At 63.5% G+C, this 26,996-nt stretch carries 30 protein-coding genes and 1 pseudogene; 18 read left to right on the top strand and 13 right to left on the bottom strand.

Annotation, left to right across the window (positions count from 1 at the left end):
* The 10 genes and pseudogenes from VK804_RS06780 to VK804_RS06735 all read right to left on the bottom strand — a co-directional run.
* Positions 1-570 (bottom strand): annotated as a pseudogene (locus tag VK804_RS06780) (type II secretion system F family protein); the annotation flags it as partial.
* Positions 571-580: 10 nt separating this feature from the next.
* A complete protein-coding gene (locus VK804_RS06775) occupies positions 581-1,555 on the bottom strand; it encodes a type II secretion system F family protein (RefSeq protein ID WP_325369174.1) in 975 nt (324 codons plus the stop codon).
* An 11-nt stretch (positions 1,556-1,566) separates the two neighbouring features.
* The gene (locus VK804_RS06770; protein ID WP_325369172.1) at positions 1,567-3,036 is read right to left on the bottom strand and encodes a CpaF family protein; all 1,470 of its coding nucleotides are present in this window, start codon (positions 3,034-3,036) and stop codon (positions 1,567-1,569) included.
* Positions 3,037-3,057: 21 nt separating this feature from the next.
* Positions 3,058-4,326 (bottom strand): AAA family ATPase, encoded by a 1,269-nt coding sequence (locus VK804_RS06765; protein WP_325369170.1) that lies wholly within the window; start codon positions 4,324-4,326, stop codon positions 3,058-3,060.
* Positions 4,323-5,060, bottom strand: coding sequence for a CpaD family pilus assembly protein (locus VK804_RS06760; RefSeq protein WP_325369168.1), 738 nt, complete (start codon positions 5,058-5,060; stop codon positions 4,323-4,325). Before VK804_RS06760 ends, VK804_RS06765 begins: the two co-directional genes overlap by 4 nt.
* A 22-nt stretch (positions 5,061-5,082) precedes the next feature.
* The gene (locus VK804_RS06755; RefSeq protein ID WP_325369166.1) at positions 5,083-6,558 is read right to left on the bottom strand and encodes a type II and III secretion system protein family protein; all 1,476 of its coding nucleotides are present in this window, start codon (positions 6,556-6,558) and stop codon (positions 5,083-5,085) included.
* A 17-nt stretch (positions 6,559-6,575) separates the two neighbouring features.
* Positions 6,576-7,376: a Flp pilus assembly protein CpaB gene (gene cpaB, locus VK804_RS06750; protein WP_325369164.1), complete on the bottom strand. Its 801-nt coding sequence runs from the start codon at positions 7,374-7,376 to the stop codon at positions 6,576-6,578.
* A 136-nt stretch (positions 7,377-7,512) separates the two neighbouring features.
* Positions 7,513-8,037: an A24 family peptidase gene (locus VK804_RS06745; protein ID WP_325369162.1), complete on the bottom strand. Its 525-nt coding sequence runs from the start codon at positions 8,035-8,037 to the stop codon at positions 7,513-7,515.
* Between the two features lie 85 nt (positions 8,038-8,122).
* The gene (locus VK804_RS06740; protein WP_325369160.1) at positions 8,123-8,269 is read right to left on the bottom strand and encodes a hypothetical protein; all 147 of its coding nucleotides are present in this window, start codon (positions 8,267-8,269) and stop codon (positions 8,123-8,125) included.
* 83 nt (positions 8,270-8,352) lie between these two features.
* A complete protein-coding gene (locus tag VK804_RS06735; RefSeq protein WP_325369158.1) occupies positions 8,353-8,517 on the bottom strand; it encodes a Flp family type IVb pilin in 165 nt (54 codons plus the stop codon).
* A 330-nt stretch (positions 8,518-8,847) separates the two neighbouring features.
* Here VK804_RS06735 and VK804_RS06730 point away from each other — a divergent pair, with 330 nt between their 5' ends.
* The 4 genes from VK804_RS06730 to VK804_RS06715 all read left to right on the top strand — a co-directional run bounded on the left by VK804_RS06730 (position 8,848) and on the right by VK804_RS06715 (position 11,829).
* On the top strand, positions 8,848-9,681 hold the full coding sequence (locus VK804_RS06730; protein WP_325369156.1) for a sterol desaturase family protein: 834 nt from the start codon (positions 8,848-8,850) through the stop codon (positions 9,679-9,681).
* 185 nt (positions 9,682-9,866) lie between these two features.
* A complete protein-coding gene (locus VK804_RS06725) occupies positions 9,867-10,313 on the top strand; it encodes a pilus assembly protein N-terminal domain-containing protein (RefSeq protein WP_325369178.1) in 447 nt (148 codons plus the stop codon).
* Positions 10,314-10,590: 277 nt separating this feature from the next.
* A complete protein-coding gene (locus tag VK804_RS06720; RefSeq protein ID WP_325369154.1) occupies positions 10,591-11,139 on the top strand; it encodes a TadE/TadG family type IV pilus assembly protein in 549 nt (182 codons plus the stop codon).
* Between the two features lie 12 nt (positions 11,140-11,151).
* On the top strand, positions 11,152-11,829 hold the full coding sequence (locus VK804_RS06715) for a TadE/TadG family type IV pilus assembly protein (protein ID WP_414642729.1): 678 nt from the start codon (positions 11,152-11,154) through the stop codon (positions 11,827-11,829).
* 150 nt (positions 11,830-11,979) lie between these two features.
* On the opposite strand, the gene VK804_RS06710 is transcribed toward VK804_RS06715, so the two are convergent.
* The 3 genes from VK804_RS06710 to VK804_RS06700 all read right to left on the bottom strand — a co-directional run bounded on the left by VK804_RS06710 (position 11,980) and on the right by VK804_RS06700 (position 14,300).
* Positions 11,980-12,192 (bottom strand): cold-shock protein, encoded by a 213-nt coding sequence (locus VK804_RS06710; RefSeq protein WP_011474122.1) that lies wholly within the window; start codon positions 12,190-12,192, stop codon positions 11,980-11,982.
* 344 nt (positions 12,193-12,536) lie between these two features.
* Positions 12,537-12,824 carry a translation initiation factor IF-1 gene (gene infA / locus VK804_RS06705; protein WP_325369137.1) on the bottom strand — a complete coding sequence of 96 codons (288 nt, stop codon included), beginning with the start codon at positions 12,822-12,824 and terminating at the stop codon, positions 12,537-12,539.
* A gap of 24 nt (positions 12,825-12,848) precedes the next feature.
* Positions 12,849-14,300, bottom strand: a complete 1,452-nt coding sequence (locus VK804_RS06700) for a DEAD/DEAH box helicase (RefSeq protein WP_325369135.1) — start codon at positions 14,298-14,300, stop codon at positions 12,849-12,851.
* A gap of 560 nt (positions 14,301-14,860) precedes the next feature.
* On the opposite strand from VK804_RS06700, the gene urtA reads away from it, so the two are divergent.
* From urtA to ureG, 14 genes are all read left to right on the top strand, one after another.
* Positions 14,861-16,195, top strand: a complete 1,335-nt coding sequence (gene urtA, locus VK804_RS06695) for an urea ABC transporter substrate-binding protein (RefSeq protein ID WP_325369133.1) — start codon at positions 14,861-14,863, stop codon at positions 16,193-16,195.
* A gap of 78 nt (positions 16,196-16,273) precedes the next feature.
* The gene (gene urtB / locus VK804_RS06690; RefSeq protein WP_325369131.1) at positions 16,274-17,884 is read left to right on the top strand and encodes an urea ABC transporter permease subunit UrtB; all 1,611 of its coding nucleotides are present in this window, start codon (positions 16,274-16,276) and stop codon (positions 17,882-17,884) included.
* Positions 17,881-19,056 carry an urea ABC transporter permease subunit UrtC gene (urtC, locus tag VK804_RS06685; protein WP_325369129.1) on the top strand — a complete coding sequence of 392 codons (1,176 nt, stop codon included), beginning with the start codon at positions 17,881-17,883 and terminating at the stop codon, positions 19,054-19,056. Before urtB ends, urtC begins: the two co-directional genes overlap by 4 nt.
* A gap of 4 nt (positions 19,057-19,060) precedes the next feature.
* Positions 19,061-19,822 (top strand): urea ABC transporter ATP-binding protein UrtD, encoded by a 762-nt coding sequence (urtD, locus tag VK804_RS06680; protein ID WP_325369127.1) that lies wholly within the window; start codon positions 19,061-19,063, stop codon positions 19,820-19,822.
* Between the two features lie 99 nt (positions 19,823-19,921).
* A complete protein-coding gene (gene urtE, locus VK804_RS06675; protein WP_325369125.1) occupies positions 19,922-20,617 on the top strand; it encodes an urea ABC transporter ATP-binding subunit UrtE in 696 nt (231 codons plus the stop codon).
* 60 nt (positions 20,618-20,677) lie between these two features.
* Positions 20,678-21,514, top strand: coding sequence for an urease accessory protein UreD (locus VK804_RS06670; RefSeq protein WP_325369123.1), 837 nt, complete (start codon positions 20,678-20,680; stop codon positions 21,512-21,514).
* Positions 21,515-21,541: 27 nt separating this feature from the next.
* The gene (locus VK804_RS06665; protein WP_325369121.1) at positions 21,542-21,844 is read left to right on the top strand and encodes an urease subunit gamma; all 303 of its coding nucleotides are present in this window, start codon (positions 21,542-21,544) and stop codon (positions 21,842-21,844) included.
* A gap of 137 nt (positions 21,845-21,981) precedes the next feature.
* Entirely contained in the window at positions 21,982-22,287 is a 306-nt protein-coding gene (locus tag VK804_RS06660; protein ID WP_325369119.1) for an urease subunit beta, read from the top strand.
* Between the two features lie 163 nt (positions 22,288-22,450).
* Positions 22,451-24,163 (top strand): urease subunit alpha, encoded by a 1,713-nt coding sequence (ureC, locus tag VK804_RS06655; RefSeq protein WP_325369117.1) that lies wholly within the window; start codon positions 22,451-22,453, stop codon positions 24,161-24,163.
* 46 nt (positions 24,164-24,209) lie between these two features.
* A complete protein-coding gene (locus VK804_RS06650; RefSeq protein WP_325369115.1) occupies positions 24,210-24,509 on the top strand; it encodes a putative quinol monooxygenase in 300 nt (99 codons plus the stop codon).
* Between the two features lie 25 nt (positions 24,510-24,534).
* Positions 24,535-24,834 carry a putative quinol monooxygenase gene (locus VK804_RS06645; RefSeq protein ID WP_325369113.1) on the top strand — a complete coding sequence of 100 codons (300 nt, stop codon included), beginning with the start codon at positions 24,535-24,537 and terminating at the stop codon, positions 24,832-24,834.
* 64 nt (positions 24,835-24,898) lie between these two features.
* On the top strand, positions 24,899-25,513 hold the full coding sequence (gene ureE / locus VK804_RS06640; protein WP_325369111.1) for an urease accessory protein UreE: 615 nt from the start codon (positions 24,899-24,901) through the stop codon (positions 25,511-25,513).
* Positions 25,494-26,231, top strand: coding sequence for an urease accessory protein UreF (locus tag VK804_RS06635; RefSeq protein WP_325369109.1), 738 nt, complete (start codon positions 25,494-25,496; stop codon positions 26,229-26,231). Before ureE ends, VK804_RS06635 begins: the two co-directional genes overlap by 20 nt.
* A gap of 150 nt (positions 26,232-26,381) precedes the next feature.
* A partial coding sequence (ureG, locus tag VK804_RS06630; protein WP_325369107.1) for an urease accessory protein UreG occupies positions 26,382-26,996 on the top strand: 615 nt, incomplete at its 3' end.

Below are 26,996 nucleotides of genomic sequence, written 5' to 3'. Positions count from 1 at the left end.
GATCAGCAGCAGATCGAGCGCATCGGGAAAGGCGCGCTTGATCGACAACTGGCGCTTGGAGATCGCATTCTTCAGGAACAGCATCGGCGCCTGCAATCCGAGATAGGCGGCGCCGAGGCACATGCCGATCTTGACCGGCAGCGACTTCTCCATGTGCGAGATCACGAACACATAGAGCACCGATCCAATAAAGAACAGGATCGGCGTCACCAGCCGGAAGAACAGGAAGGTGACGTACGGCGCCTGGCCGCGATAGCCGGCCATCACGAGCTTGTCGCGCGCGGCTTCCTGGGCCAGCCATTTGCCGAGGTTGAAATCCTCCACCACCCTGGAGACCAGCTGCTTCGGCGTCTGGCGCAGCGACACCTTCTCGCTCTTGTTGAGGCGCTCGCGCTCGCGCTGCCGGATCCGCTCGCGTTCGCTGGCCACCGCCTTCATGCGCTTTTGCAGGCCTTCGCCGGCGAACAGCGGCATGATCAGCGTGTAGGCCGTCGCGCTCACGGCGATGGCCGCGAACAGCATCGTCATGAAGTGCGCGTCGTGGAGCTTGGCGACCAGGAAATCAATCATTACTGCACCGTCAGAAGTCGAAGTTGATCATTCTCTTCATCACGAAAATGCCGATGGACATCCAGATCACGCAGCCGACCAGCATCAATTGACCGGTCGGGTGAGTCCACAGCAGCGAGATGTAGTCGGGGGTCGAAAGGTAGACCAGCAGCATGACGATCGGCGGCAACGATCCGATGATGGCCGCCGACGCCTTGGCCTCCATCGACATCGCCTGGATCTTCTCGGCCATCTTCTTGCGGTCGCGCAGCACCTTGGACAGGTTGCCCAGCGCCTCCGACAGGTTGCCGCCGCTCTTTTGCTGGATCGCGATCACGATGCCGAAGAAGTTCGCCTCCGGCACCGGCATCCGTTCGAACAGCCGTGCGCAGGCGTCGCCGAGCGGCATGCCGATCGCCTGGGTTTCGATGATGGCGAGGAACTCGCCCTTGAGCGGCTCCGGCGCGTCGGCGGCGACGACCTTGATCGATTCGAACAGCGGCAGGCCCGCCTTGATGCCGCGGACGATGACGTCGACGGCGTCCGGCAGCGCCTTGAGGAAAGCCTGTTCCCGGCGTTTCTTGAGAAAGCTCAAGCCCCAGCGCGGCAGGCCGAAGCCGGCGCCGAACGAAAGGCCCGCGGCCCCGAGCAGCCCGCCGCCGAGAATGGTCGCGGCCGCAAAGACGACGACGCCGAGGACGCCGGAGAAGATCCAGAACTTCTGCGTCGTCCAGTGCAGACCGGCCTGGGTGAGGCGGACGCTCAGCGGAATGGACTTTTCCTTCTGGCGGCGCGTCTCGAGATCCTTCAGCGAGGTTTCGACCTGTTCGCGGCGCGAGCGCTGGGTCTTGTCGGCCTGGCGGGCGGCCGGTTCCGGCTTCGCCACCGAGGCACGGCGGCTCTCGGCCTTTTTCTCTCCAGACAAATAGGGATAGATGAAGACCCATGCGACGCCGCCGATGGTGGTGGCGGCGAGAAACGCCAGTGCGAGTGATTGCATTTTCATGGCGGGCTCCCCTAGACCTCACCCTTGTGTTCGGCGGCGTCGAGTGCTGCGGCCAGCCGTTTTTCTTCGCCGTAATATCTTGCGCGATCCCAGAACCGCGGCCGGCCGATGCCGGTCGAGCGATGCCGGCCGATGATGTGTCCGTTGGCGTCCTCGCCGAGCAGGTCGTAGAGGAACAGGTCCTGGGTGATGATGGTGTCGCCTTCCATTCCCATCACCTCGGTGATGTGGGTGATGCGGCGGGAGCCGTCGCGCAGCCGCGCGGCCTGGATCACGACGTCGATCGAGGCGCAGATCATCTCGCGAATGGTCCGCGACGGCAGCGAGAATCCGCCCATCGTGATCATCGATTCGCAGCGCGACAGGGCTTCGCGGGGATTGTTGGCGTGCAGCGTTCCCATTGAGCCGTCGTGGCCGGTATTCATGGCCTGCAGCAGGTCGAACGCCTCCGGCCCGCGGACTTCGCCGACGATGATGCGCTCAGGGCGCATACGCAGGCAGTTGCGGACCAGTTCGCGCATGGTGATCTGGCCCTCGCCCTCGATATTGGGCGGCCGGGTTTCCAGCCGCACCACGTGCGGCTGCTGCAGCTGAAGCTCGGCGGCGTCTTCGCAGGTGATGACGCGTTCCTCGTCGTCGATGAACTGCGTCAGGCAGTTCAGCAGCGTGGTCTTGCCGGAGCCCGTGCCGCCGGAAATCAGCACGTTGCAGCGGACGCGCCCGATGATCTGCAGGATCTCGGCGCCTTCCGCGGAGATCGCGCCGAACTTGACCAACTGGTCGAGCGTCAGCTTGTCCTTCTTGAACTTGCGGATGGTGAGCGCCGGGCCGTCGAGCGCCAGCGGCGGCACGATGGCGTTGACGCGCGAGCCGTCGGCGAGGCGGGCGTCGCAGATCGGCGAGGATTCGTCGACCCGCCGGCCGACCTGGCTGACGATGCGCTGACAGATGTTCAACAGCTGCTGATTGTCGCGGAAACGGATGCCGGTGCGCTGGATGCGGCCCGAAACTTCGATGAACACGGTGCCGGCGCCGTTGACCATGATGTCGGAGATGTCGTCGCGCGACAACAGCGGCTCCAGTGGGCCGTATCCGAGCACGTCGTTGCAGATGTCGTCGAGCAGTTCTTCCTGCTCGGCGATCGACATCACGATGTTCTTGATCGCGATGATCTCGTTGACGATGTCGCGGATTTCCTCGCGCGCCGACTCGCCGTCGAGTTTGGCGAGCTGGGCGAGATCGATGGCCTCGATCAGGGCGCCGAAGATGGTCGCCTTGACCTGGTAATAGGTGTCCGAGCGCCGGGCTTCCATCGCAGGCTGAGGCGCCGCCGCCCTCGCCGGCGCCAGCGGCGGCGAAGCCACGGTCGGCGCGGCCGGCGCGCTGCGCGGAGCGGCGGGCGCGGGAGCTGGCTCCAGCGCGCCGCCGCCGGGCCTTGCCGGCCGGGTCTCGCTTTCGGGTCCGCTACGCTTACCAAACACGACGATACTCCACGCGGGCGGCTACTTTGCCCGCAGCTTTTCGATCAGGGGCGACAGGAACGAACCCCTCGGCTTTTTGGTCTCGCCCCGGCCTGTCAGCCGTTGCGCGATCTGCAGGAACATCTCGGTGGTGCGATGCTTGGCGGAGACTTCCGCGATCATCTGGCCGTTGTTGGCCGCCGCGCCGAACATTTGCGGCTCGAACGGGATGGAGGCGATCGGCTGGCTTTCGATGGCCTTGGCGAATTCAGCCGCGTTGATCTCGGGGCGCTTCGGCACGCCGACCTGGTTGAGACAATACAGCGGCGCCCGGTCGTTGGGCCGCGATGCCTTCAGGAGGTCGTAGATATTCTTGGTGTTGCGCAGGCTGGCGAGGTCCGGCGCCGCCACGATCAGGATATCGTCGGCGCCGATCAAGGCCCGCTTGGTCCAGCCCGACCATATATGGGGAACGTCGAGCACGATGCATGGCATCGTGGTGCGAAGCGTGTCGAAGATCGAGTCGAAAGCGTCGGCGCCGAAATCGTAGACTCGGTCCAGCGTCGCCGGCGCCGCCAGCAGGCTAAGATGGTCGGTGCATTTCGACAGCAGGCGGTCGACGAAGGCGGTATCGACGCGGTCGGGCGAGAATACCGCATCCGCGATGCCCTGCGGCGGATCCTGATTGTAGTCGAGCCCGGCGGTGCCGAAGGCGAGGTCGAGATCGGCGACCACCGAATCCAGCGCCAGGTCGCGCGCGATCGCCCAGGCGACGTTGTGCGCGATGGTCGATGAGCCGACGCCGCCCTTGGCGCCGACGATGGCGATGATCCGGCCGACCGCCTTGGCCTCCGGCGCCGAGAACAGGCCGCAGATCGAGCGCACCACGTCCAGCGCGTTGACGGGCGCCAGCACATAGTCGCTGACGCCGCGGCGCACCAGTTCGCGGTAGAGCCCGACGTCGTTGACGCGGCCGATCACGACGACCCGGGTTCCGGCGTCGCAGACGGTGGCGAGTTGATCGAGGCCGGTCAGGATGTCGTTGCGGCCTTCGGTTTCCAGGATGATCACGTTCGGCGTCGGAGCCGTGCGATAGGCCTCGATGGCGGCGGCCATGCCGCCCATCTGGATCTTGAGATGGGCCTTGCCGAGGCGGCGGTCTTCGCCCGCCGCTTGCACGGCGGCCGCGGTTTCCACGGTCTCGCAAAAGGCCTGCACCGACACCCGCGGTGCCGGCGCAATATGATCCTCGGCCGGCGGGGATGTCGCCTCCGGCTGGGCTTCGGGATTTTGACGGGCGTAGCTGATCATTTGCCGGTATCGCTGAGTTTGGCCTTCTCGCCTTCGGGATAGACGGTCGCGGTCGGGGTGCCCTTACGATATTTCTCGAAGGCTTCCGAGCGCCGCGTCGTATAGGGCGCAGTCTCGGGCCGCGGTTGCACCAGGTCCGACGGATTGTCGACCATCGCCGCCATGTTGCGCTGGTAGGCGCAGCCGAAATTGTAATACGACTTGTTCTCGTAGTAGTTCTTGTTCTTGACCGAGGGTCCGAGATCCTCCGGCCAGATGCCGCAGGGACCGGCTACCGCCGAGATTTTCGGGTAGCTCAGCCGGATCGCCGGCAACTGGCGCGGATCTTCGGGCCGATACTGGTGCAGGACGACGCCGCGCGCCGGCACGCCGGCGGATGCGAGCACTGCCTGGATTTCCCGGAACGAATCGGCCGCGGCGCGCGCGTTCGGCGTGTCGACCGGCACGTCGGCGGTGATCGCGCCGGTTGCTTCATGGAGCCAGGTCTGTCCCAATCCCATCACGTCGGCGCGCTGCGAAGCGGAAAGGCCGCCGCGGGCATGGCCGATGAAGACCACGATGGAGGCGTTGGCCTCCTGGATCGCGATCGGATGACGCAGACGGTAATCGTCGGGATAGCTTATGGCCACCTCGTCACCGGTATGGGTGCAGGCCCCCAGCGCGACGGCAAGGCCGACCAGCGCTCCGGCGGTGCGGAAGGCGCGATGGCGATCGGCGGGTGTTCTGGTTGTCATCGTGGTATCCTCGTCCCCCGCCTCAGTCCGTGATAAAGCCGTAGGTGCCGCGATAATTCCGCTCCGGCTCGACGCGGCCCGGAACGCCATAGATGCGGTTGATGCTGCCGAGCAGGTCGGCCTGCGGATCGGAAGCCGCGGCAAACCCGTCATCCGGGCGCGACAGATCCTTCTGCGCGACCGCGCGCACGACGTAGGGCGTCACCAGCACCATCAGTTCGGTCTGGCTGTTGACGTAGTCGCGGCTGCGGAACAGCGATCCCAGCACCGGCAATTGCGCCAGCCCCGGCAAGCCATTGACCGCCAGCTTGGTCTGTTCCTGGATCAGGCCCGCCATCGCCATCGCGCCGCCGGAGGGAATTTCCAGCGTGGTTTCGGCGCGGCGGGTCTTGATCGAGGGAATGGTCACCGAGTTCACGGTCGAGGCGGTGATCGCTTGCGACAGCGTGATCGAGTTATCGTTCGACAATTCGGAGACTTCGGTCATCACCCGCAGCGAGATCCGGCCCTCGGTCAGCACGACGGGAGTGAAGTTGAGCGAAATGCCGAATTTCTTGTAGCTGATCTGGGTGGTGCAGACATGCGTGGTCGGGTCGCAGGAATAGCCGGCCGGGATCGGAAACTCGCCGCCGGCGATGAAGGTCGCGGACTCGCCGGAAATCGCGGTCAGGTTCGGCTCGGCCAGCGTCCGCACCACGCCTGCGCTTTCCATCGCGCGCAAGGTCGCGCTGACCGATGGGGTCGAGCCGAACGACGCGGTCGCGGCGTTGCCGGTCACAAGCGTGCGGCCGTAGGCGGTGAAGGGATTGGAATTGTTGAAGTTCACCACCGCGGTGCCGTAGTTCAGGCTGCCGGACAGGTCGATACCCATCTGCTTGATGATCGAGCGCGCGACTTCGGCGACGGTGACCTTCAGCATCACCTGGTCGCGGCCGCGGACCACGATCGAGTTGACCACCTTGTCGGGCCCACCGGCCAGCCTTCCGGCGAGGTCGCCGGCCTGCTGGGCCTCGATCGGGCTTGCCGCCGTGCCGGTCAGGATCACGCCGTCGCCGAGGCCGTCGATCTGGATATCGGCGTTCGGCAAGGTCGCCTTCAGCGCGGCGCGCACGCCGTTGAGGTCGCGCTTGACGGCGATGTCATAGGCCGCGATCTGCTGGCCCGCGGAATCGAAGAACACGATGTTGGTCTGGCCGACCGCGGCGCCGATGATATAGGCGCGCTGCGCCGAGCGGACCACGGCGTTGGCGATCTTGGGATCGGCGACCAGCACATCCTTGATGTCGCGCGGCAGGTCGATGACGATGGATTTGCCGACGCCGAGCGAAAGGAAGCGGGCGTTGATCTGGCCGTCGGCCACGACGGGTGCCGCGGCATGGTAATCGCTCGCCACCACCGGCGTCAGCGCCGGATTGAGCGTCAGCGCGGCGACCGCCGAAAACGACAGGGCGCGGACCAGGAAGGTCCGCATCGCCGTTTGGGTTACCCTGCATTTCATATCGAGCGTCCTTTCGGTCACTTCTGCGTCGTCGTCGAGCTTGAGATGCCGTAGCGCACCACACTGATGGTCTCGCCCCGTCGGGAGGCGCTATCGTCGGTCTTGTTCTCGACCATGTTGATGTCGGCGATGCTGCGCAGCGCCAGCGACAGCGTGCCGGTCTGGCGCGCGCGCGACAGCGTCTCGGCCTGCTCGGGCCGCAGTTCGAGCGTGACCGTCTTGCCGACCACGGCATTCTGGCCGTCCTTTTCCTTCGGCGCCTGGTCGATCGCCAGCACGCGAACGTTCGACAGGATGATTTCGGAGTTGACGACATCGGGCGCGCCCGGGCGATCGGCGTTCTTGTCGCGCTTGGTCAGGATCACGTCGACCCGGTCGTTGGGCAGGATGAAGCCGCCGGCGCCGGTCTCCGGCGAAATTTCGGTCGAGATCGCGCGCATGCCGGTCGGCAGGATCGCCGCCATGAAGCCGGAACCATTGGCCTTGACCAGCTTCGGCTCGCGGATCGGTTCGCCGGCGATGAACGGCGAGCGGGCGATCGAGCCGGCGATCTGGGTGGTGGCGTCCGGGCGTTCGTTGCGACGGATGAAGGTGTTGCTCGCGGTCGCCGCCGGCCAAGTCTGCCACAGCATGTCTTCGGGCGTCACCGTCTGGCCTAGGCCGATGTCGGATTTGGCGACGAGAACGTCCACCGTCTGCATCTGCGCAACCGGCTCAGTCGGGGCCGGCTTGCTGGTGTCCGGTCCGCTCGCAAGATACAGCGCAACGCCGCCGGCTCCGACAGCGATCGCCAGGACGACAATGCGTGCGCGATTCATACGCTTCACTTTCCACATAACGCCGCGACGCTTCCGCCGCCGTGCTGGGAGTTGACCAGCTATTCGTCAAAGCATGGTTAATGAGGCGTATCTAAATCAACTTAACGGCTGGTTTACTCAGGGGCCTGCGCGCCGCTCAGGGCAGCGCGAAGCGGGCAAGGTCGACCGCCTTGATCCATTCGGTCTCCGGGTAGATCATCAGCGCGCCGATCGCGAGCGCGATGCCGTAGGGAATGCCGCTCTCCTTGGCGTGCAGTCTGTCGAGCCAGGCCTGGCCGGCGAACGGGTAGGGCAGCGGCCATTGCCGGAACTGCAGCAGCAGCAGCGTCAGGGCGCCGCCGAACAGCGAGGCATAGAGCAGATAGTTCATCAGATGGGCAAAGCCGAACCAGAGCGCCGCTGAAGCCGCCACCTTGGCATCGCCGCCGCCGACCCAGCCCATGGCGAAGCAGCCGAAGGCCACCACCAGCACGGCGGCGCCGGCGCCCAGATGCGAGAGGATGTCGTAAAGGCCCATGCCGCTCATCAGCGCGAGCGCGAAGAAGCCGGCCACGAGCGCCAGCGACACCCGGTTGGAGATCGTCATGGTGAAGAGGTCGCTCGCGGCGGCGAACGCCATCAGGGCCGGAAACAGCAGGAGGCGCGCGAGGTCGAGGATCATGGATCTGTGCTGTTCGGACTGAAGGCGAGGTCGCAGCGATCGCCCCAGCCTAGCGGCGAATGGTGAATAATCTGAGAACGCGCGCTCACCAGATGCTGACGATCCGGGCGGCGAGCGCGATCAACGCCAGCGCCAGCGCAAGGCAGACCAGTTCGGTCGGAGCAGTGCTCCCGCCGCCGGCCGCGGGCGAAGCTCTGGTTGCCGGTACGAATACGGTGCCGGGTTTACGCATGTGGACGCCATTCCGGTGCGGCAGAAACAGACAAAGGCCCCGGATTTCGCCGAGGCCTTTGGATTTCGTCGGTCGCGACCTGCTTACTTCAGCGAGGTGTTGATCGAGGTGAACTTGGTGTTCAGGTTGGTGCCGAGGCCGTTGACGACGGCGATGATGGCCAGCGAAATGCCGGCGGCAATCAGGCCGTATTCGATGGCGGTGGCGCCGGACTGATCCTTCACGAAACGCGCAATCAGGTTTTTCATAGGTAGCTCCATGTGTACACGTGGCTGGTCGAACTAACGTTTGGTCTCCCCGGCGTTCTCAGCACCGTGACCATGGTTCCACCCTAGGGTCGGGAAATTTCAGGGCAGTTAATTCGATCGCGCAAATGCGAGCAGAACCGGCACTTCTTGGGCAGAGTAAATTTGGCATTAAGGGTTTTGTTACAATTCACGCCCGGGTTTCGACGGCGTGGATGCTACGGTTGCGGCCTGCAAACGATTATAGAGAGCAGCTTGCCGCAGCGCCCCGCGATTCACCGCTCCTTAAGCGCGGAGGGATACCCCTTGGGGTGCTGACCGCATGAGGCGCCCATGGCCAATCCCAATCTACCGCTGGAAGTCGTCGAGATGCTCGGGCAAACGATCGCCAAGGTAGTGCCGATCACGATCCTGCTGGCGCTGGTGTTCTCGGTCTTGACCCATTTCTGGGCCTGCAATCCGGGCACGCCCTGGTGGCGCAAGCGCGAACTGGTCACCGACATCTGCTACTGGTTCTTCGTGCCGTTGTTCGCGCGCGTGTTGCGGATCGGCCTCCTGGTGCTCGGCGCCGGCGTGGTCTTCAACATCCACGATGCCGACGAACTGATCGCGTTCTACGACAACGGCCATGGTCCCTTGTCCCAGCTGCCGCTGTGGCTGCAGGGATTGTTGTTCCTGGTGCTGTCGGACTTCATTCTGTACTGGCTGCACCGCCTGTTTCACGGCGGCGGCTTCTGGAAGTATCACGCCATCCATCATTCTTCGGAAGACCTCGACTGGATTTCCGCGGCGCGCTTCCACCCCGTCAACCTTTTCCTCGGCACCATCATGGTCGACGTCATCCTGTTGATGGCGGGAATCTCCCCGAACGTCATGCTCTGGGTCGGGCCGTTCACGACGTTCCACTCGGCCTTCGTCCACGCCAATCTGAGCTGGACGCTGGGCCCGTTCAAATACGTACTGGCGACGCCGGTGTTCCACCGTTGGCATCACACCTCGCTGGAAGAGGGCGGCAACACCAATTTTGCCGGCACTTTTCCGGTCTGGGACATGATGTTCGGGACCTTCCGGATGCCGGAGGGCCAATTGCCGGACAATTACGGCAAGGACGAACCGGCGATGCCGTCGGAGATCGCCGGGCAGCTGGCGTACCCATTCCGGCAATAATGCGCAGACGCCGCGGATTGTAGCGTCGAAGTTTGCGGTTCTTTCACGAATTGAAGTCAGATTTGCGGTTGTCGGGCGCCGGTTCCGCTGCGTATCGCTTTTGCCGGCTCGTCAACGCCCCGGGGTAGAGTATGTCGTTGTGTTCCCTGCGTACGCGCCTCGGCGCGGTTTTCGGTTTGCTGGCGATGGCGCTGCTGTGGCCGCTCGCGGCTGGCGCCGAGCCGACGACGACTGACACCATCGCGGTCAATGTCGATCAGGCCAAGCTCGTCAAACTCCCCGGTCGCGTCGCCACCATCGTGGTCGGCAACCCGCTGATCGCCGACGTTACCCTGCAGGCCGGCGGCATCATCGTGGTCACCGGCAAGGGCTATGGCGCGACCAATTTCATCGCCATGGACCGTGGCGGCGAGGTCCTGGTCGACCGGGTGATCCAGGTCGAGGGCCCGACCGACCAGCTGGTGACGGTGTATCGCGGAATCGACCGCGAATCCTACAGCTGCATGCCGATCTGCCAGCGCCGGGTCACCCTTGGCGACGGCGAGACCTATTTCAAATCCGCGATGGATCAGGCCGGTTCGCTCAGCGGCCAGGCCGTCGGCAGCGCCTCCGCGGCGGGCAAATCCAACTAGAGCTTCGGTTCTGATTGAATCAGAACCGAAGCTCCAGATTCTTGTCTTGACGCGTTTTCTTCACGCGAACTGGTACCCACTTCGCTCGGGAACGCTCTAACCAGCCAGCCTTCGCGCGACTTGCGAATCGTCCGCCTGGCGCGTCGCGTTCATAACAAGATTAATCTGCGGTTAACGCGTCGGGTCGGTTTGGCCGGATTTGCCGAAACACTTCAACAATCAGTTTGGAGTAATTGTCGCGGGGCAGATCAAAGCTGCCGCCTGTGGGGGTTCCACGATGCCGTCGTCCACCGCTTCCGAAGCCTCACTGCGACCATTGTGGCGCCGGTTCCGCCGCAACCGCCGGGGTTCGACCGTGGTCGAATTCGCCCTGATCGCGCCGGTCTTCTTCGCGCTGTTGTTTGCGATCCTCGAGTCGGCGCTGTTCTTCTTTGCCGACCAGACGCTTGAATCCGTGGCGCAGAATTCGTCGCGCATGATCCTGACCGGGCAGGCACAGACCGCGGGCTACAACGAGGCGCAGTTCAAGGCCCAGTACATCTGCCCAACCGGCAGTCTCGCCAGCGTGCTGTTCAATTGTGCGAACGTCTACATCGACGTGCAGAGCTATCCGGCCTTCAGCAACATCACCATCAACAGTCAGATCAACAGCTGCAACTTCGTCCCGCCGACCAATTACAGCCCCGGCAACCCCGGCGATATTGTCGTCGTCAGGTTGTTCTACCAATGGCAGCTCTACGTCACCGGCTTCGGCTTCAACATTTCGAATTTGTGCGGCAACCAGAAATTGCTGGCGGCAACAGTGGCGTTCCAGAACGAACCCTAGAGGACCGAACCCATGCTAGCGACATCGATGTTCAGGGCTCTGTTTCGGATGCGGCTTGCGGCGACGCGCCTGCGCGGGGATTCGTCGGGCATCGCCGCGACCGAGTTTGCCTTTATCGTTCCAATCATGCTGGTGATGTTCTTCGGCACCGTCGAGATGTCGTCCGGCGTGGCGGTCGACCGCAAGGTAACCTTCATCGCAAGGACCCTGTCCGATTTGACGGGTCAGGCGCCGGCGACGGATCAGGCGCAAACCTATGCGCAGATAACCGACACCTACATTCAAAACGTCTTTACCGCGAGCATCGCCATCATCACCCCGTATCTGCAGACGCCGGTGAAGAGCACCATCTCGGAGATCTATGTCGACAAGAACGCCGTCGCGAAGATTCAATGGAGCAAGGCTGCGACCATTTCGAGCGGCGCCACCCAGGCGACGCTGACGTCGTCGAGCCGCAACGCGGGCGACACCGTTACCAGCCTGGTGCCGACGGCGCTTCTGATCAAGCAGACCTATCTGATCTTCAGCGAGGTGAGCTATCTCTACACCCCCACCATCGGCTATGTGATGGCGCCGGCCGGCGTGACGATAAGCGACGTCTCCTATACCAGGCCGCGTCAGGCCACTTGCGTGGTCTATAACAGTCTGCCCGCCCAGAACCCCACGGGCACCAACTGTCCGCTGCTCTGATTGCCGGTTGGCGGTCGGTCGCAGACAGAAAAAAGACCTGACAGAAAAAGACCCGACAGAAAAAAGGCCGCGCGATCAGCACGGCCTTTCCTGTTTGTCGGAATCCCTTCGCGCCCCCGCCCTTGCGAGCCGGATCGGATGAAATTCGCCTTAGCCGGCGGCGCGCAGATTGTCGGCCGAAGACTTGCCAGAACGACGATCGGCTACGATCTCGTAGCTGATCTTCTGGCCTTCACGCAGCGTTCCAAGGCCGGCGCGCTCTACGGCGCTGATGTGCACGAACACGTCGTTGCCACCATCGTCCGGTTGAATGAAGCCGAAGCCCTTGGTTGCGTTAAACCACTTCACGGTTCCCATGCTCACGGGATAGTCCCTTCTCAAGATAGATATAGTAGAAGCCCGCTTTCGACGGGCTGGTGAGATCGAATTTTTGGAAGGGTCGTCAGCGTCTAAACCGGCTGTACCGGTGGATAGCTAATGTCGTCCGGCCGAAAATCGATGGCCTCATATTATTCCAAAGTAGGGCCCAAAACAATCCTGACGTGCGCGATTTTTTGGGCGCAGCATGTTTCGCGGACTGCACCCTTTGTCGGCTACCGTGCCCCGACATGTTTTTGTCATGCGCGATTTGGCGGCAGCGCGAGCGCGGCATTTTCGAGCGAAGGCTTGCCCCGGTGCGAAGCGATCAAAACCGGGGCTTTGGCCGTCTAGCGGCGGCGGAATTGGCCGCGCGGCGGTGCACCACGCGGCGCCCCACCGCCGGTGCCCGGACGCTCGTCCTTGTGCCGGAAGATCAGCCGGCCCTTTTCCAGGTCATAGGGCGACATCTCGATCGTCACCCGATCGCCTGCCAGCGTCTTGATCCGGTTCTTCTTCATCTTGCCCGCAGTGTAGGCGACGATTTCGTGCCCGGCATCGAGTTGCACGCGGTAGCGTGCGTCGGGGAGGATTTCGGTCACCAGTCCTTCGAACTGGATCAGCTCTTCCTTGGCCATGGTTATCTCCAGATCGATCGACTTCTAGCGGGGGCGTTGGGTGCGGTTGGGTTTGGTATTGGGTCGGCTTTCGCGATGCAAAAAGGCGACGCCCTGCATTGCTTCAGCCTTGCCGCTGCCATGGGGCGGGGACGACGGACGGTGCGGCTCATGCCGGGTGGCCTCATGCCGGTTGGTTTGCGGAGCGGCATTATTACCACCGCCGCGGCGGTGTCGGCGAGGCCCTTTCGCCCCCGGAGCACCTTCATTTGCGCCCCGAGCATGCGCGCGCGGCGCGGAACGCGCGCCCCGGTGCTGGGTGGGTGCGGGAGCTGCCTCGCGATGGCCCGGCGTGCGGCGATCTTCGCGCGGCAGCGCGATGCGGATCAGCTTTTCGATGTCGCGCAGATAGCCCATTTCCTCGGCGCCTGCGACCAGCGAGATCGCAACGCCCTCGGCGCCGGCGCGCGCGGTGCGGCCGATGCGATGGACGTAGGTCTCGGGGATATTGGGCAGATCGAAATTCACCACATGCGAGATGCCGTCGACGTCGATGCCGCGGGCGGCGATGTCGGTGGCGACCAGCGTGCGGATCTGGCCCGACCGGAACGCCGCCAGCACCCGCTCGCGATGGTTCTGCGACTTGTTGCCGTGGATGGCGTCGGCGGCGATGCCGGCCTTGACGAGGCCCTTCACCACCTTGTCCGCGCCATGCTTGGTGCGGGTGAAGATCAGCGCGCGGCCGACCTCCTCCTGCTTCAGCAACTGCGCCAGCAGCGCGGGCTTGGCGGAATGATCGACCTGGAGGATGCGCTGAGTGATGCGCTCGACCGTCGTGGCGGCAGGCGTCACCGCCACGCGCGCCGGATCGCGCAGCATCGCCTCGGCGAGTTCGGCGATGTCTTTCGGCATTGTCGCCGAGAAGAACAGCGTCTGCCGCTTGATCGGCGTTTTGGCGACGATCTTCCTGATGTCGTTGATGAAGCCCATGTCGAGCATGCGGTCGGCCTCGTCGAGCACGAGAAACTCGACCTGGCCGAGTTTCAACCCGTTGCTTTGCACGAGATCGAGCAGGCGGCCGGGGGTGGCGACCATGATTTCGACGCCCTGCATGATGGAACGGACCTGGCGGCCCATCGGCACGCCGCCGATTGCCAATGCCGAGGTCAGCCGGATGTGCCGGCCATAGGCGTTGAAGCTGTCGAGGATCTGGCCCGCCAATTCACGGGTCGGCGCGAGCACCAGCACGCGGCAGGCCTTGGGCTGCGGCCTGATCCGGTTTTCCAGAATGCGGTGCAGGATCGGCAGCGCGAACGCCGCGGTCTTGCCGGTGCCGGTCTGGGCGATGCCGACGACGTCACGGCCGGCGAGTGCGAGGGGGATGGTTTGAGCCTGGATGGGCGTGGGCGTCAGATAGTTCTCTTCCTTGAGCGCACGCGAGATGGGATCGGCAAGGCCGAAATCCTGAAAGGAGGTCAAAAGGTGGGTTCTTTCCATTATAAAAGGCAGGCGCCCGGCAGATTGTCCGCCAGGAGCGCGCGAGGGTGTCTCAAGACACCCGCGTGTTTGGGGCATCGGTTTTGTTAGCTTGATGAGGCAAGCCAGAAACCGTTTGGACGGCCTCAGAACACGCGGCTCGCAATGACCCGGTGATTCCCTGGGTCGCACCAGACATATGGAACACGAAGGCGGCGCTTTCAAGGTGAATTGCCAGGCAAGTGCCGGCGCGGTTAAGAAAGCGCCGGAAACGGCGGTTTTTCCGATGCAATCCGGCATCAATCGTACATTGCAACGCAAAAAATATTCTGCCAGAAATTTAGACAATGCATCATTTTTGCCTATAAAATAAACATATTGCCGCGTAAGTATACATTTTTTCGGTCCAAATATTGGGCAGGAGCGCCTGCCAGATTCCCGCAGATTGCAGAATTCCTCAACGAAGCCATCCGCTTATACTATCTCCACCCCGTGGCATGGTTCTTGCGATTCCGTTGACGCAGGCGGCCGTGGGGCCGTTTCGCAGCGTTTCAACGCCTGCGTCAGGGAGATGACACCTCATGCTTACACAACGAACTCACGATATAGCGACGCCTATGAGCCGCCGTCGCTGGCTTGCGGCGACCGCCGGCCTCGTTCTGGGCCTGGCCGGGTTCTCCTCGGCCAAAGCGGCTGATGACACCATCAAGGTGGGCATCCTGCATTCGCTCTCCGGCACCATGGCAATCAGCGAGACCACGCTGAAGGACGTGATGTTGATGCTGATCGACGAGCAGAACAAGAAGGGCGGCGTGCTCGGCAAGAAGCTCGAGGCGGTGGTCGTCGATCCCGCGTCGAACTGGCCGCTGTTTGCGGAAAAGGCCCGTGAGTTGATCACCAAGGACAAGGTCAGCGTGGTGTTCGGCTGCTGGACCTCGGTGTCGCGCAAATCCGTGCTGCCGGTGTTCAAGGAGCTGAACTCGATCCTGTTCTATCCCGTCCAGTACGAGGGCGAGGAGAGCGAGCGCAACGTGTTCTACACTGGCGCTGCTCCGAACCAGCAGGCGATTCCGGCCGTCGATTACCTGATGAAGGAAGAAAAGGTGAAGCGCTGGGTGCTGGCGGGCACCGACTACGTCTATCCGCGCACCACCAACAAGATCCTGGAAGCCTATCTGAAGGCCAAGGGCGTCGCAGCCGACGACATCATGATCAACTACACCCCGTTCGGTCATTCCGACTGGCAAACCATCGTCGCCGACATCAAGAAGTTCGGCTCGACCGGCAAGAAGACCGCTGTCGTCTCCACCATCAACGGCGACGCCAACGTTCCCTTCTACAAGGAACTCGGCAACCAGGGCATCAAGGCGACCGATATTCCGGTGGTCGCGTTCTCGGTCGGTGAGGAAGAACTCGCCGGCCTCGACACCAAGCCGCTGCTCGGCCATCTCGCCGCCTGGAACTACTTCGAATCGATCAAGACCCCAGACAACGCGAAGTTCATCAAGGAATGGCACGACTTCACCAAGAATCCGAAGCGCACCACCAACGATCCGATGGAAGCGCACTATATCGGCTTCAACATGTGGGTGAAGGCGGTGGAAAAGGCCAAGTCGTTCGATCCTGACAAGGTGATCGACGCGCTGCCGGGCATCAAGCAGGCCAACCTCACGGGAGGCATCTCGGAAATGCTTCCGAACCACCACATCACCAAGCCGGTCTTCATCGGCGAAATCCGGGCCGACGGCCAGTTCAACGTCGTCTCCCCTGACGATCCGAAGAAGGCCAAGCTGGTTCCCGGCGACGCCTGGTCGGATTACCTCGAGGGCTCCAAGGATCTCGAGGCCGATTGGGTGACGCTGAAATGCGGCAACTACAACAAGGTGACCAAGAAGTGCCTGGGTTCCGGCTCCTGATCCCTTGACTGACTTAACTCAAGAGAACGAAGAAGGCGGCACGTCGCCGCCTTCTTTCAACTTCTGCCGGGGTCGCCAGTGCCTGCCAACGTCCTTGCCTGCCTTCGCGCGCTCGCGCTTTCGATCGTCCTGATCGCCTTCGCGTCGCCAGCCTTCGCCGGGCCGTTCGAAGATGCGGTCGGCAAATTCGCCAACGACGAGTTTTCCGACACCGAGGAGGCGGTCGATACGCTCGCGACCAGCGGCAACCCGCTTGCCTATGGCATTGTCAGCGCGCTGCAGGACGGCCGCCTGTCGGCCGATTCCGACAGCAAGAAAGTCTATCTCACCCAGCCCGACGGCAAGATCATCGACGCCTTGACCGGCGCGCCCGTCGACAGCATTCCCGACAGCGCCTCGGTGGTGCGGCTCAACAACAAGCTGCGCCGCCATGTCGAGGCCGCGCTCGGCAGCCTGACCCTGCAGTCGCCCGATCCGGCCGTGCGCATCCAGGCCGCGCAATCGGTGTTCAAGACCCATGATGACAGCATGCTGCCGGCGATCGACGCCGCGTTGGCAAAGGAAACCAACAAGGCCGCCAAGCTGGCGTTTTCGGAAGCCCGCGCCGCGATTCTGTTGTTCAAGGAAGACGCCACCGACGCCGAGAAACTCGAGGCCATCAACACCATCAAGGCGCGCGGCGACCAGGAGGCCCTGGCGCTGTTGACCGGATTGAGCGGCGAGCAGTCGCCGGCGATCGCGCGCGCCGCCGCCGGCGCCACCGCGGCGATCCAGAGCAACCTCGCGCTGTGGTCGATAGTGCAGAATGCCTGGTACGGCCTGTCACTCGGCTCGGTGCTGTTGCTGGCGGCGATCGGGCTTGCCATCACCTTCGGCGTGATGGGCGTCATCAACATGGCCCATGGCGAGATGGTGATGATCGGGGCCTACACCACCTTCGTGGTGCAGCAGACCATCCGCACCAGTTTTCCGGGGCTGTTCGACTATTCGCTGCTGTTCGCGGTGCCGCTGGCCTTCCTGGTGGCCGGCGCGGTCGGGGTACTGATCGAGCGCAGCATCATCCGATTTCTCTACGGCCGCCCGCTGGAAACGCTGCTGGCGACCTGGGGGCTGTCGCTGGTGCTGCAGCAGGCGGTGCGCACCATGTTCGGCCCCACCAACCAGGAGGTCGGCAATCCCTCCTGGATGAGCGGCGCGTTCCAGATCGGGCAGATCACGATCACCTACAACCGGCTGTGGATCCTCGTCTTCACGCTTGCCGTGTTCGTCATCCTGCTGGCGATGCTGCGCTTCACGGCGCTCGGTCTCGAGATGCGCGCGGTGACGCAGAACCGCCGCATGGCGGCCTCGATGGGGATCGCGACCTCGCGCGTCGATGCGCTGACCTTCGGGCTGGGCTCCGGCATCGCCGGCATTGCCGGCGTGGCGCTGTCGCAAATCGACAATGTCAGTCCCAATCTCGGCCAGAGCTACATCATCGACAGCTTCATGGTAGTCGTGTTCGGCGGCGTCGGGAATCTCTGGGGCACGCTGGTCGGTGCATTCACGCTCGGCATCGCCAATAAGTTCCTCGAGCCGGTGGCCGGCGCCGTGCTCGGCAAGATCGCCATCCTGGTGCTGATCATCCTGTTCATTCAGAAACGCCCGCGCGGCCTGTTCGCGCTCAAGGGGCGGGCGGTGGAAGCATGATGCCGCACGTGCTCACGCGTTCGCTGGATCGCAGCGCGACCTTATTCCTGATCGTGGTGGCAAGCCTCGGCGTGCTGATCCCGCTGTCCAACCTGCTGCTGCCGGCCGGCTTCTTCCTGCAGGTGCCGACCTATCTGGTGGCGCTGTGGGGCAAATATGTCTGCTACGCCATCCTGGCGCTCGCGATCGACCTGATCTGGGGCTATTGCGGCATTCTCTCGCTCGGCCATGGCGCCTTCTTCGCGCTCGGCGGCTATGCCATGGGCATGTACCTGATGCGTCAGATTGGCAGCCGCGGCGTCTACGGCAATCCGATCCTGCCCGATTTCATGGTGTTCCTGAACTATCCGAAACTGCCCTGGTACTGGAACGGTTTCGACATGTTCTGGTTCGCGGCGCTGATGGTCGTGCTGGTGCCGGGCCTGTTGGCCTTCTGCTTCGGCTGGCTGGCATTTCGCTCCCGCGTTACCGGCGTCTATCTCTCGATCATCACGCAAGCGATGACCTATGCGCTGCTGCTCGGTTTCTTCCGCAACGATTTCGGCTTCGGCGGCAATAACGGCCTGACCGACTTCAAGGATATCCTGGGCTTCAACGTCCAGGCCGACGGCACCCGGGCGGCGCTGTTCCTGCTGAGTTGCCTTGCGCTGATCATCGCCTTCCTGATCTGCCGGGCGGTCGTGACCTCGAAACTCGGCAAGGTCCTGATTGCGGTGCGCGACGCCGAATCCCGCACGCGATTTCTCGGCTACCGCGTCGAATCCTACAAGCTGTTCGTGTTTACGCTGTCGGCCTGCATGGCCGGCGTTGCCGGTGCGCTCTACGTGCCGCAGGTCGGCATCATCAACCCATCCGAATTCGCGCCAGGCAATTCGATCGAAGCGGTGATCTGGGTCGCGGTCGGCGGCCGCGGTACGCTGATTGGAGCTGCGCTCGGCGCCGTCGTGGTCAATTACGCCAAAACCTTCTTCACCTCGGGCGTGCTGGCGCCGTACTGGCTGTTCATGCTGGGCGCGCTGTTCATCCTGGTCACGCTATTGCTGCCGAGGGGGATCGTCGGCACCTTCAATGCCTGGTGGGAGCCGTGGAAGGCGCAGCGCACGGCTCTTGCCGAGGACAAGGCCAGCGCCGCCCGCGAAGACGGCGTCAGCGAACCGAACATGGCGGAATGAACGCATGAACGTCATGGACCAAAGGAAGACCTCCGCGCTGCTCTATCTCGACGGCGTGCATGTCTCGTTCGACGGCTTCCACGCCATCAACAACCTGTCGCTGACCCTGGCGCCCGGCGAGATGCGCGCCATCATCGGCCCCAACGGCGCCGGCAAGACCACGATGATGGACATCATCACCGGCAAGACCAAGCCGGACCAGGGCGAGGTGCTGTTCGACGGCGTCACCGATTTGACGCGGCTCGACGAGACCAGAATTGCCGAACTGGGGATCGGCCGCAAATTCCAGAAGCCGACGGTGTTCGAGAGCCAGACCATCGAGGACAATCTGCTATTGGCGCTCAATGTCGATCACAGCGTCAAGGGCACGCTGTTCTGGCGCGAAAGCAAACCCGAAACCGAGCGCATCGAGCGTGTGCTGGAAACCATTCGCCTCAAGGATGCCCGCAACCGGCTGGCGGGCAGCCTGTCGCATGGCCAGAAGCAGTGGCTGGAGATCGGCATGCTGCTGGCGCAGGATCCGAAGCTGTTGCTGGTCGACGAGCCGGTGGCGGGGATGACGGATGTCGAAACCCACCAGACCGCCGAACTCTTGAAGGAAATCAACAAGGACAAGACCGTGATGGTGGTCGAACACGACATGACCTTCGTCCGTGAACTCGGCGTCAAGGTGACCTGCCTGCATGAAGGCACGGTGCTCGCCGAAGGCACGATCGACCAGGTCTCGTCGAACGAGCGTGTGATCGAAGTGTATCTGGGGCGGTAGGCGAATAGCGAATAGAAGCAGGGTCCAGAGAATTATGGGTGTTACAATTCCAACCATTCGCTATTCGCTATTCGCCATTCGCGCGACCGGAGGTCGCCGATGCTAAAAGTCGACAACATCAGCCTCTTCTACGGCGCGGCGCAGGCGCTGCGCGGCGTCTCGATCTCGGCCGAGCCGGGCAAGGTGACCTGCGTGCTCGGGCGCAACGGCGTCGGCAAGACCTCGCTGCTGCGCGCGATGGTCGGCCAGTATCCGATCGCCTCGGGCGCGATCACCTTCGACGGCGCCGACATCACCAGCTTGCGGCCCTATGAACGCGCGCGCAAGGGCATCGGCTTCGTGCCGCAGGGCCGCGAGATTTTTCCGCTGCTGACGGTCGAGGAAAACCTCAAGACCGGTTTCGGGCCGCTCAAGCGCGACGACCGCTACATCCCCGATGACGTGTTCTCGCTGTTTCCGGTACTGCAAAGCATGCTCGGCCGCCGCGGCGGCGATCTCTCCGGCGGCCAGCAGCAGCAGCTCGCGATCGGGCGCGCGCTGGTGATGCGGCCGAAACTGCTGCTGCTCGACGAGCCGACCGAAGGCATCCAGCCCTCGATCATCAAGGACATCGGCCGCGCCATCTTGTACCTGCGCAGCCTCGGCAACATCGCGATCGTGCTGGTCGAGCAATATCTCGACTTTGCCTGCGAGCTCGGCGACAGTTTCGCGGTGATGGACCGCGGCGCGGTGAAATATGCCTGCGACCGCAGCGCGATGGATCCGGCTGAAATCAGCCGCCAGATGGCGCTATAACGGCATGATCAGGCGACCGGCGCCGGTCGCGCGGCCTTTCACGAAGGGGTTGGGAGCGGGATGCCGACCGATACCACCAGCACTGCTTCCGCGATTTTCGCGGCCAACCGGGCGAGGGGGGCGGTGAGCTTCGACGTGCATCGGATCGAAGGCGTCACCCGGCGCGGGCATCTTCATGAATCCGGCTCGCTGCGGGTCCGCTTTCCTTCACCCGAAGCGGAGGGCCTGTCGGCGGTGTTCGTCAACACCGCGGGCGGGATTGCCGGCGGCGATCGTTTCGACATCGAGATTTCGGCCGGCGAGGGATCGCGGCTTGCGGTGACGACGGCAGCGGCGGAAAAGGTCTACCGTGCCGCGGGGCCGGCCGCGCGGCTCAATATTGCGCTGAAGGCCGAGGCCTCTTCGCACCTCGCCTGGTTGCCGCAGGAGACCATCCTGTTCGACCGGGCGCGGGTCGAGCGCAGGATCGATATTGAACTTGCGGAAAGCGCCTCGCTGCTGCTCTGCGAAATCGTGGTGTTCGGCCGCGCCGCGATGGGGGAGCGTATGCTCTCAGGCGAATTCGTCGACCGCTGGCGGCTCTCCCGCGGCGGCCGGCTGGTATTCGCCGAAAACATCCGGCTCGACGGCGACATCGGCGAAAAGCTGGCAAGACCCGCGGTCGCAAACGGCGGTGCGGCGATCGGCACCGCATTGATGGTGCCCGGCGACGAGGCGCTGGTGGAGCGGATTCGCGAGGTCACGGCATCATTCGCCGGCGAGGTCGGCATCTCCTCGTGGAATGGGTTTGCAATGGCGCGCTTCTGTGCCCAAGATGCGGGGAAGCTGCGCGCCGACATGATGGCGGTGATCGGCCGTGCCTCCGGCTCGGCGCTGCCGCGGCTCTGGCTGAATTAGATCAGGTCAAACATTTCGAGTGCACGCATGAATCTGTCTCCCCGCGAAAAGGACAAGCTCTTGATCTCGATGGCGGCCATGGTGGCGCGCCGCCGGCTGGAGCGCGGCGTCAAGCTCAACCATCCCGAGGCCATCGCGATCATTTCCGATTTCATCGTCGAGGGCGCGCGCGACGGCCGCACCGTCGCCGAGCTGATGCAGGCCGGCGCCCAGGTGGTGACCCGCGCGCAATGCATGCCGGGAATCGCCGAGATGATTCACGACATCCAGGTGGAGGCGACGTTTCCGGATGGCACAAAACTCGTCACCGTGCATGAACCGATCAGATGAAAAGCGCGCCGCCGTTCGATTTCGTCATGCCCGGCCCTGTGCCGGGCATCCACGTCTTTTTCGGTGGTCGAAGGAAGACGTGGATGGCCGGGACAAGCCCGGCCATGACGGCCGTATAGCGTTATGAGGTGATAAAGATGATCCCCGGTGAACTCTTCATCCAGGACGGCGAGATCGAACTCAATGCCGGCCGCAAGACGGTGACGCTGTCGGTCGCCAACACCGGCGACCGGCCGATCCAGGTCGGCTCGCACTACCATTTCTTCGAGACCAACCCGGCGCTGAAGTTCGAGCGCAGACGCGCCCGCGGGATGCGGCTCGACATCGCCGCCGGCACCGCCGTCCGCTTCGAGCCCGGCCAGACCCGCGACGTGCATCTGGTGGCGCTCGCGGGCAAACGCACCGTCTACGGCTTTCGCGGCGACGTGATGGGGAAGCTGTGAGGCGTGAATCTGCCATCGCCAGCCACATCCACCGCCGTCATCCTGAGGTGCGCGCCCTCTTGGGCGCGCCTCGAAGGATGGGCTACATGCATCATCTCAACCATCCTTCGAGGCTCGCCCGAGAGGGCGAGCACCTCAGGATGACGACCTCGGAGTGGGCCCCATGTCCGTCAAAATAAAGCGTTCCGTCTATGCCGACATGTTCGGCCCCACCACCGGCGACCGGGTGCGGCTTGCCGACACCGATCTCATCATCGAGGTGGAGAAGGATTTCACCGTCTATGGCGAGGAGGTGAAATTCGGCGGCGGCAAGGTGATCCGCGACGGCATGGGGCAGTCGCAAGTCACCAACAAGCAGGGCGCGGCCGATACCGTCATCACCAATGCGCTGATCGTCGACCACTGGGGCATCGTCAAGGCCGACGTCGCCATCAAGGAAGGATATATCAGCGCCTTCGGCAAAGCGGGCAATCCCGACATCCAGCCCGGGGTCACGATCATCATCGGTCCCGGCACCGACGTGATCGCAGGAGAGGGCAAAATCCTCACCGCCGGCGGGTTCGACAGCCACATCCATTTCATCTGCCCGCAGCAGATCGAGCACGCGCTGATGAGCGGCGTTACCTCGATGCTGGGCGGCGGCACCGGGCCCTCGCACGGCACCTATGCGACGACCTGCACGCCCGGGCCCTGGCACATGGCGCGGATGATCCAGTCGTTCGACGCCTTTCCGGTCAATCTCGGCATTTCCGGCAAGGGCAACGCCTCGCGCCCGGCGGCACTGGTCGAGATGATCAAGGCCGGCGCCTGCGCCTTGAAGCTGCACGAGGACTGGGGCACCACGCCGGCGGCGATCGACAATTGTCTTTCGGTGGCCGACGACTACGACATCCAGGTGATGATCCACTCGGATACGCTGAACGAAAGCGGCTTTGTCGAGGACACCGTGAAGGCGTTCAAGGGCCGCACCATCCATGCCTTCCACACCGAAGGCGCCGGCGGCGGCCATGCGCCCGACATCATCAAGATCGCCGGCCTGAAGAACGTGCTGCCGTCCTCGACCAATCCGACCCGCCCCTTCACCCGCAACACCATCGACGAGCATCTGGACATGCTGATGGTGTGCCATCATCTCGATCCCTCGATCGCCGAGGATCTGGCGTTTGCCGAAAGCCGCATCCGGAAAGAAACCATCGCCGCCGAAGACATCCTGCACGACCTCGGTGCGCTCTCGATGATGTCGTCGGACTCGCAGGCCATGGGCCGGCTCGGCGAGGTCATCATCCGCACCTGGCAGACCGCCGACAAGATGAAGAAACAGCGCGGGTCGCTACCGCAGGACAAGGGCAACAACGACAATTTCCGCGTCAAGCGCTATATCGCCAAATACACCATCAACCCCGCGATCGCCCATGGCGTCTCGAAACTGATCGGCTCGGTGGAGAAGGGCAAACTCGCCGATCTCGTGCTGTGGTCGCCGGCCTTTTTCGGCGTCAAGCCGGAATGCATCATCAAGGGCGGCTCGATCGTGGCCGCTCCGATGGGCGACCCCAACGCCTCGATTCCAACGCCGCAGCCGGTGCATTACCAGCCGATGTTCGCCGCCTTCGGCAAGTCGCTGACGGCGTCTTCGGTGGTGTTTTCCTCGAAAGCGGCGGTGGCCTTAGGCCTCGGCAAAAAGCTCGGCATCGACAAAAAGCTCTACGCAGTCGAAAACACCCGCTCCCGCATCTCGAAAAAGAGCATGATCCACAACGACGCCACGCCGAAAATCGAGGTCGATCCCGAAACCTATGAGGTCCGCGCCGACGGCGAACTGCTGACCTGCGCGCCCGCCGAGGTGCTGCCCATGGCGCAGCGCTATTTCATGTTCTAAGCTTCTCCCGGGCATGCCAGCCCTAACAAAAGCCCGGGAGGATCTCTTGATCTATGTCGTCGCCACGCTGACCATAAAACCTGAAACGCGCGCCGAATTCATTGCAGCGGCCACCGCCTGCATCAATGAAACCCGCAAGGAACCCGGCAATATTGCCTATGATCTGCATGAAAGTGTCACCGACCACTCCAAGATGGTGTTCGTCGAGCAGTGGGAAAATGCCGAAGCGCTGGTGCCGCACCGTGGCGCCGAACACATGAAGACCTTCGGCCGCGTCGTCGTGAAATGCATCACGGCGCCGCCGAAGATCGAAGTCATCACGCCCGAAAGCGTCGTCGTCCGCTAGTCAAGAAAAGCCAGGGAGAGCACCCATGATCTATGTCGTCGCCACCACACCGATGAAGCCGGAAAACAAGGACGACTTCATCAAGGGGCACAAAGCCTGTATCGCCGAAACCCTCAAGGAGAAAGGCTGCATCTCCTATGAAGGTCATGTCAGTGTGAACGACCCCAACCGCTATGTGGTGGTGGAGCGCTGGGAGACCCGCGATGACCTTACCGCACATAGCAAGGCGCCGCATATGAAGGTGTGGCGGGAGTATTCCTCGCAGATGAAGACGGCGCCGACCGTGATCGAGATCATCAGCGACGGTAAGGTCGAGAAGTTTTAAAGCGTTTTCAAGCGAAGTGGGAACCGGTTCGCGTGAAGAAAACGCGTCAAAAAGAGAATTCCGCATGATCCGCGCCACGCGAGTCCAGGGACAGCATCGCTGGAATGAGCCTGCGGCCGACACCGTCGTGCTCGATTTCGACGACCGCCACCGGCGGCGGATGGCGATGACGGGCACGCGCGGGCTGGAGTTCCTGCTCGACCTGGAAAACGCGGTGGCGCTGCGCGGCGGCGACGCGCTGGTGCTCGAGGACGGAAGGCTGGTCGAGGTGGTCTCAGCCCCCGAGCCGCTGCTCGAGATCAGGGGCGCCGACCCGCATCATCTGATCCGGGTCGCCTGGCATCTCGGCAACCGCCATCTGCCGACCCAGATCATGCCGAAAGGGCTGCGGATCCGGCGCGACCACGTCATCGAGGCGATGGTGAAGGGATTGGGCGCGCGGGTGATCGAGATCGAGGCGCCGTTCGATCCCGAAGGCGGTGCCTATGCCGGCGCAGCCCATGCGCATGCCGAGGCGCATGCACATGGCGGGGCCCATTCGCATGCGGAGGCGCATGCCCACGCCGGGCACGATCACGGTGATCATGGCCACGACCATGATCATGATCATCATCACCATGACGAGCATTGCGAGCACGAGCATCATCACGGCGATTCCCATGCTCATGATTACAAGTAAGCCGCCGCCGATCGATGATCCCGGCGGTCTGGACCAGACCGAAGCCGCCGCGCTGTACCGGCTGATGACCTGGCTGTCGCCGGCTTTCCCGGTCGGCGCGTTCTCCTATTCAAGCGGCATCGAATGGGCGGTGGAGGCCGGCGACATCGCCGACGCCACCTCGCTGTACGACTGGCTCGCGGCGATGTTGTCCTGCGGCAGCGGATTTTGCGACGGTGTGTTTCTGGCGGCAACCCACCGCGGCGCGGCGGCGGGCGACAAGTCGGCGCTGCGCGAGATCACCGAACTGGCCGCAGCCTTCGTGCCCTCGCGGGAGCGGGCGCTCGAAACCACCTCGCAGGGCCGCGCCTTCATCGACATCGCGCGCGCGGCGTGGAATTGCGATCGTCTCGGGCCGCTGATTGCGGCATGCGATGGCGCGATCGTCTATCCCGTCGCCGTCGGGATCGTCAGCGCCGCGCATGCGATCCCGCTTGCCCCCACCATGCACGCATTTCTGCATGCGCTGGTATCGAACTGGATCTCCGCCGGCGCCCGGCTGATTCCGCTCGGCCAAACCGACAGCCAGCGCGTGCTGGCGGCGCTTGAGCCCGTCGTCGCCGCCACCGCGCAACGCGCGCTCAACGCCTCGCTTGACGATCTCGGCAGCGCCACCTTCCGCGCCGACCTCGCCGGCCTGCGTCATGAGACGCAATATACCAGGCTGTTCCGGTCATGAGGATTTCCCAACCCGTCGTCCCGGCGAAGGCCGGGACCCATACACCGCGGCCCATCGTTAGGGTAGGGCGGCAGATACCTTCCTTCATTACATCCGTTTGTGGTTATGGGTCCCGGCCTTCGCCGGGACGACGTGGAGAGAGCATCCGACATGCCTAACCCTCATGGCCCGCTTCGCATCGGCATCGGCGGTCCCGTCGGCTCGGGAAAAACCGCGCTGATGGACCTGCTCTGCAAGGCGATGCGCGATCGCTACGACATCGCCGCCATCACCAACGACATCTACACCAAATGGGACGCCGAGTTCCTGGTGCGCTCGGGCTCGCTGACGCCGGATCGCATCGCCGGCGTCGAGACCGGCGGCTGCCCGCACACCGCGATCCGCGAGGACGCCTCGATGAATCTCGCCGCGGTCGCCGACATGCGCGCGAAATTTCCGGGCCTCGATCTGGTGCTGATCGAATCCGGCGGCGACAACCTCGCCGCCACCTTTTCCCCGGAACTCGCCGATCTCACCATCTACGTGATCGACGTCGCCGCCGGCGACAAGATCCCCTCCAAGGGCGGGCCCGGCATCACCCGGTCGGACCTTCTGGTCATCAACAAGATCGATCTGGCGCCCTATGTCGGCGCGTCGCTGGAAAAGATGGACACCGACGCCAAACGGATGCGCGGCGAGCGGCCGTTTGTGATGACCAACCTGAAGAAAAGCGAAGGCCTCGATCGGATCATCGGTTTCATCGAGGCCAAGGGTGGGCTGCGTCCG

Source organism: Bradyrhizobium sp. (genome assembly GCF_035484855.1).
Classification (GTDB): domain Bacteria; phylum Pseudomonadota; class Alphaproteobacteria; order Rhizobiales; family Xanthobacteraceae; genus Bradyrhizobium.
This window is presented reverse-complemented; position numbering and strand designations above follow the sequence as displayed.

Excerpts from the sequence above, each read along its gene's own strand:
- VK804_RS06775 (WP_325369174.1), bottom strand. The coding sequence starts at position 1,555 with ATGAAAATGCAATCACTCGCACTGGCGTTTCTCGCCGCCACCACCATC.
- VK804_RS06765 (WP_325369170.1), bottom strand. The coding sequence starts at position 4,326 with ATGATCAGCTACGCCCGTCAAAATCCCGAAGCCCAGCCGGAGGCGACA.
- VK804_RS06760 (WP_325369168.1), bottom strand. The coding sequence starts at position 5,060 with ATGACAACCAGAACACCCGCCGATCGCCATCGCGCCTTCCGCACCGCC.
- VK804_RS06755 (WP_325369166.1), bottom strand. The coding sequence starts at position 6,558 with ATGAAATGCAGGGTAACCCAAACGGCGATGCGGACCTTCCTGGTCCGC.
- cpaB (WP_325369164.1), bottom strand. The coding sequence starts at position 7,376 with ATGAATCGCGCACGCATTGTCGTCCTGGCGATCGCTGTCGGAGCCGGC.
- VK804_RS06745 (WP_325369162.1), bottom strand. The coding sequence starts at position 8,037 with ATGATCCTCGACCTCGCGCGCCTCCTGCTGTTTCCGGCCCTGATGGCG.
- VK804_RS06740 (WP_325369160.1), bottom strand. The coding sequence starts at position 8,269 with ATGCGTAAACCCGGCACCGTATTCGTACCGGCAACCAGAGCTTCGCCC.
- VK804_RS06735 (WP_325369158.1), bottom strand. The coding sequence starts at position 8,517 with ATGAAAAACCTGATTGCGCGTTTCGTGAAGGATCAGTCCGGCGCCACC.
- VK804_RS06730 (WP_325369156.1), top strand. The coding sequence starts at position 8,848 with ATGGCCAATCCCAATCTACCGCTGGAAGTCGTCGAGATGCTCGGGCAA.
- VK804_RS06725 (WP_325369178.1), top strand. The coding sequence starts at position 9,867 with ATGGCGCTGCTGTGGCCGCTCGCGGCTGGCGCCGAGCCGACGACGACT.
- VK804_RS06720 (WP_325369154.1), top strand. The coding sequence starts at position 10,591 with ATGCCGTCGTCCACCGCTTCCGAAGCCTCACTGCGACCATTGTGGCGC.
- VK804_RS06715 (WP_414642729.1), top strand. The coding sequence starts at position 11,152 with ATGCTAGCGACATCGATGTTCAGGGCTCTGTTTCGGATGCGGCTTGCG.
- infA (WP_325369137.1), bottom strand. The coding sequence starts at position 12,824 with ATGGCCAAGGAAGAGCTGATCCAGTTCGAAGGACTGGTGACCGAAATC.
- VK804_RS06700 (WP_325369135.1), bottom strand. The coding sequence starts at position 14,300 with ATGGAAAGAACCCACCTTTTGACCTCCTTTCAGGATTTCGGCCTTGCC.
- urtA (WP_325369133.1), top strand. The coding sequence starts at position 14,861 with ATGCTTACACAACGAACTCACGATATAGCGACGCCTATGAGCCGCCGT.
- urtC (WP_325369129.1), top strand. The coding sequence starts at position 17,881 with ATGATGCCGCACGTGCTCACGCGTTCGCTGGATCGCAGCGCGACCTTA.
- urtD (WP_325369127.1), top strand. The coding sequence starts at position 19,061 with ATGAACGTCATGGACCAAAGGAAGACCTCCGCGCTGCTCTATCTCGAC.
- urtE (WP_325369125.1), top strand. The coding sequence starts at position 19,922 with ATGCTAAAAGTCGACAACATCAGCCTCTTCTACGGCGCGGCGCAGGCG.
- VK804_RS06670 (WP_325369123.1), top strand. The coding sequence starts at position 20,678 with ATGCCGACCGATACCACCAGCACTGCTTCCGCGATTTTCGCGGCCAAC.
- VK804_RS06665 (WP_325369121.1), top strand. The coding sequence starts at position 21,542 with ATGAATCTGTCTCCCCGCGAAAAGGACAAGCTCTTGATCTCGATGGCG.
- VK804_RS06660 (WP_325369119.1), top strand. The coding sequence starts at position 21,982 with ATGATCCCCGGTGAACTCTTCATCCAGGACGGCGAGATCGAACTCAAT.
- ureC (WP_325369117.1), top strand. The coding sequence starts at position 22,451 with ATGTCCGTCAAAATAAAGCGTTCCGTCTATGCCGACATGTTCGGCCCC.
- VK804_RS06645 (WP_325369113.1), top strand. The coding sequence starts at position 24,535 with ATGATCTATGTCGTCGCCACCACACCGATGAAGCCGGAAAACAAGGAC.
- ureE (WP_325369111.1), top strand. The coding sequence starts at position 24,899 with ATGATCCGCGCCACGCGAGTCCAGGGACAGCATCGCTGGAATGAGCCT.
- VK804_RS06635 (WP_325369109.1), top strand. The coding sequence starts at position 25,494 with ATGCTCATGATTACAAGTAAGCCGCCGCCGATCGATGATCCCGGCGGT.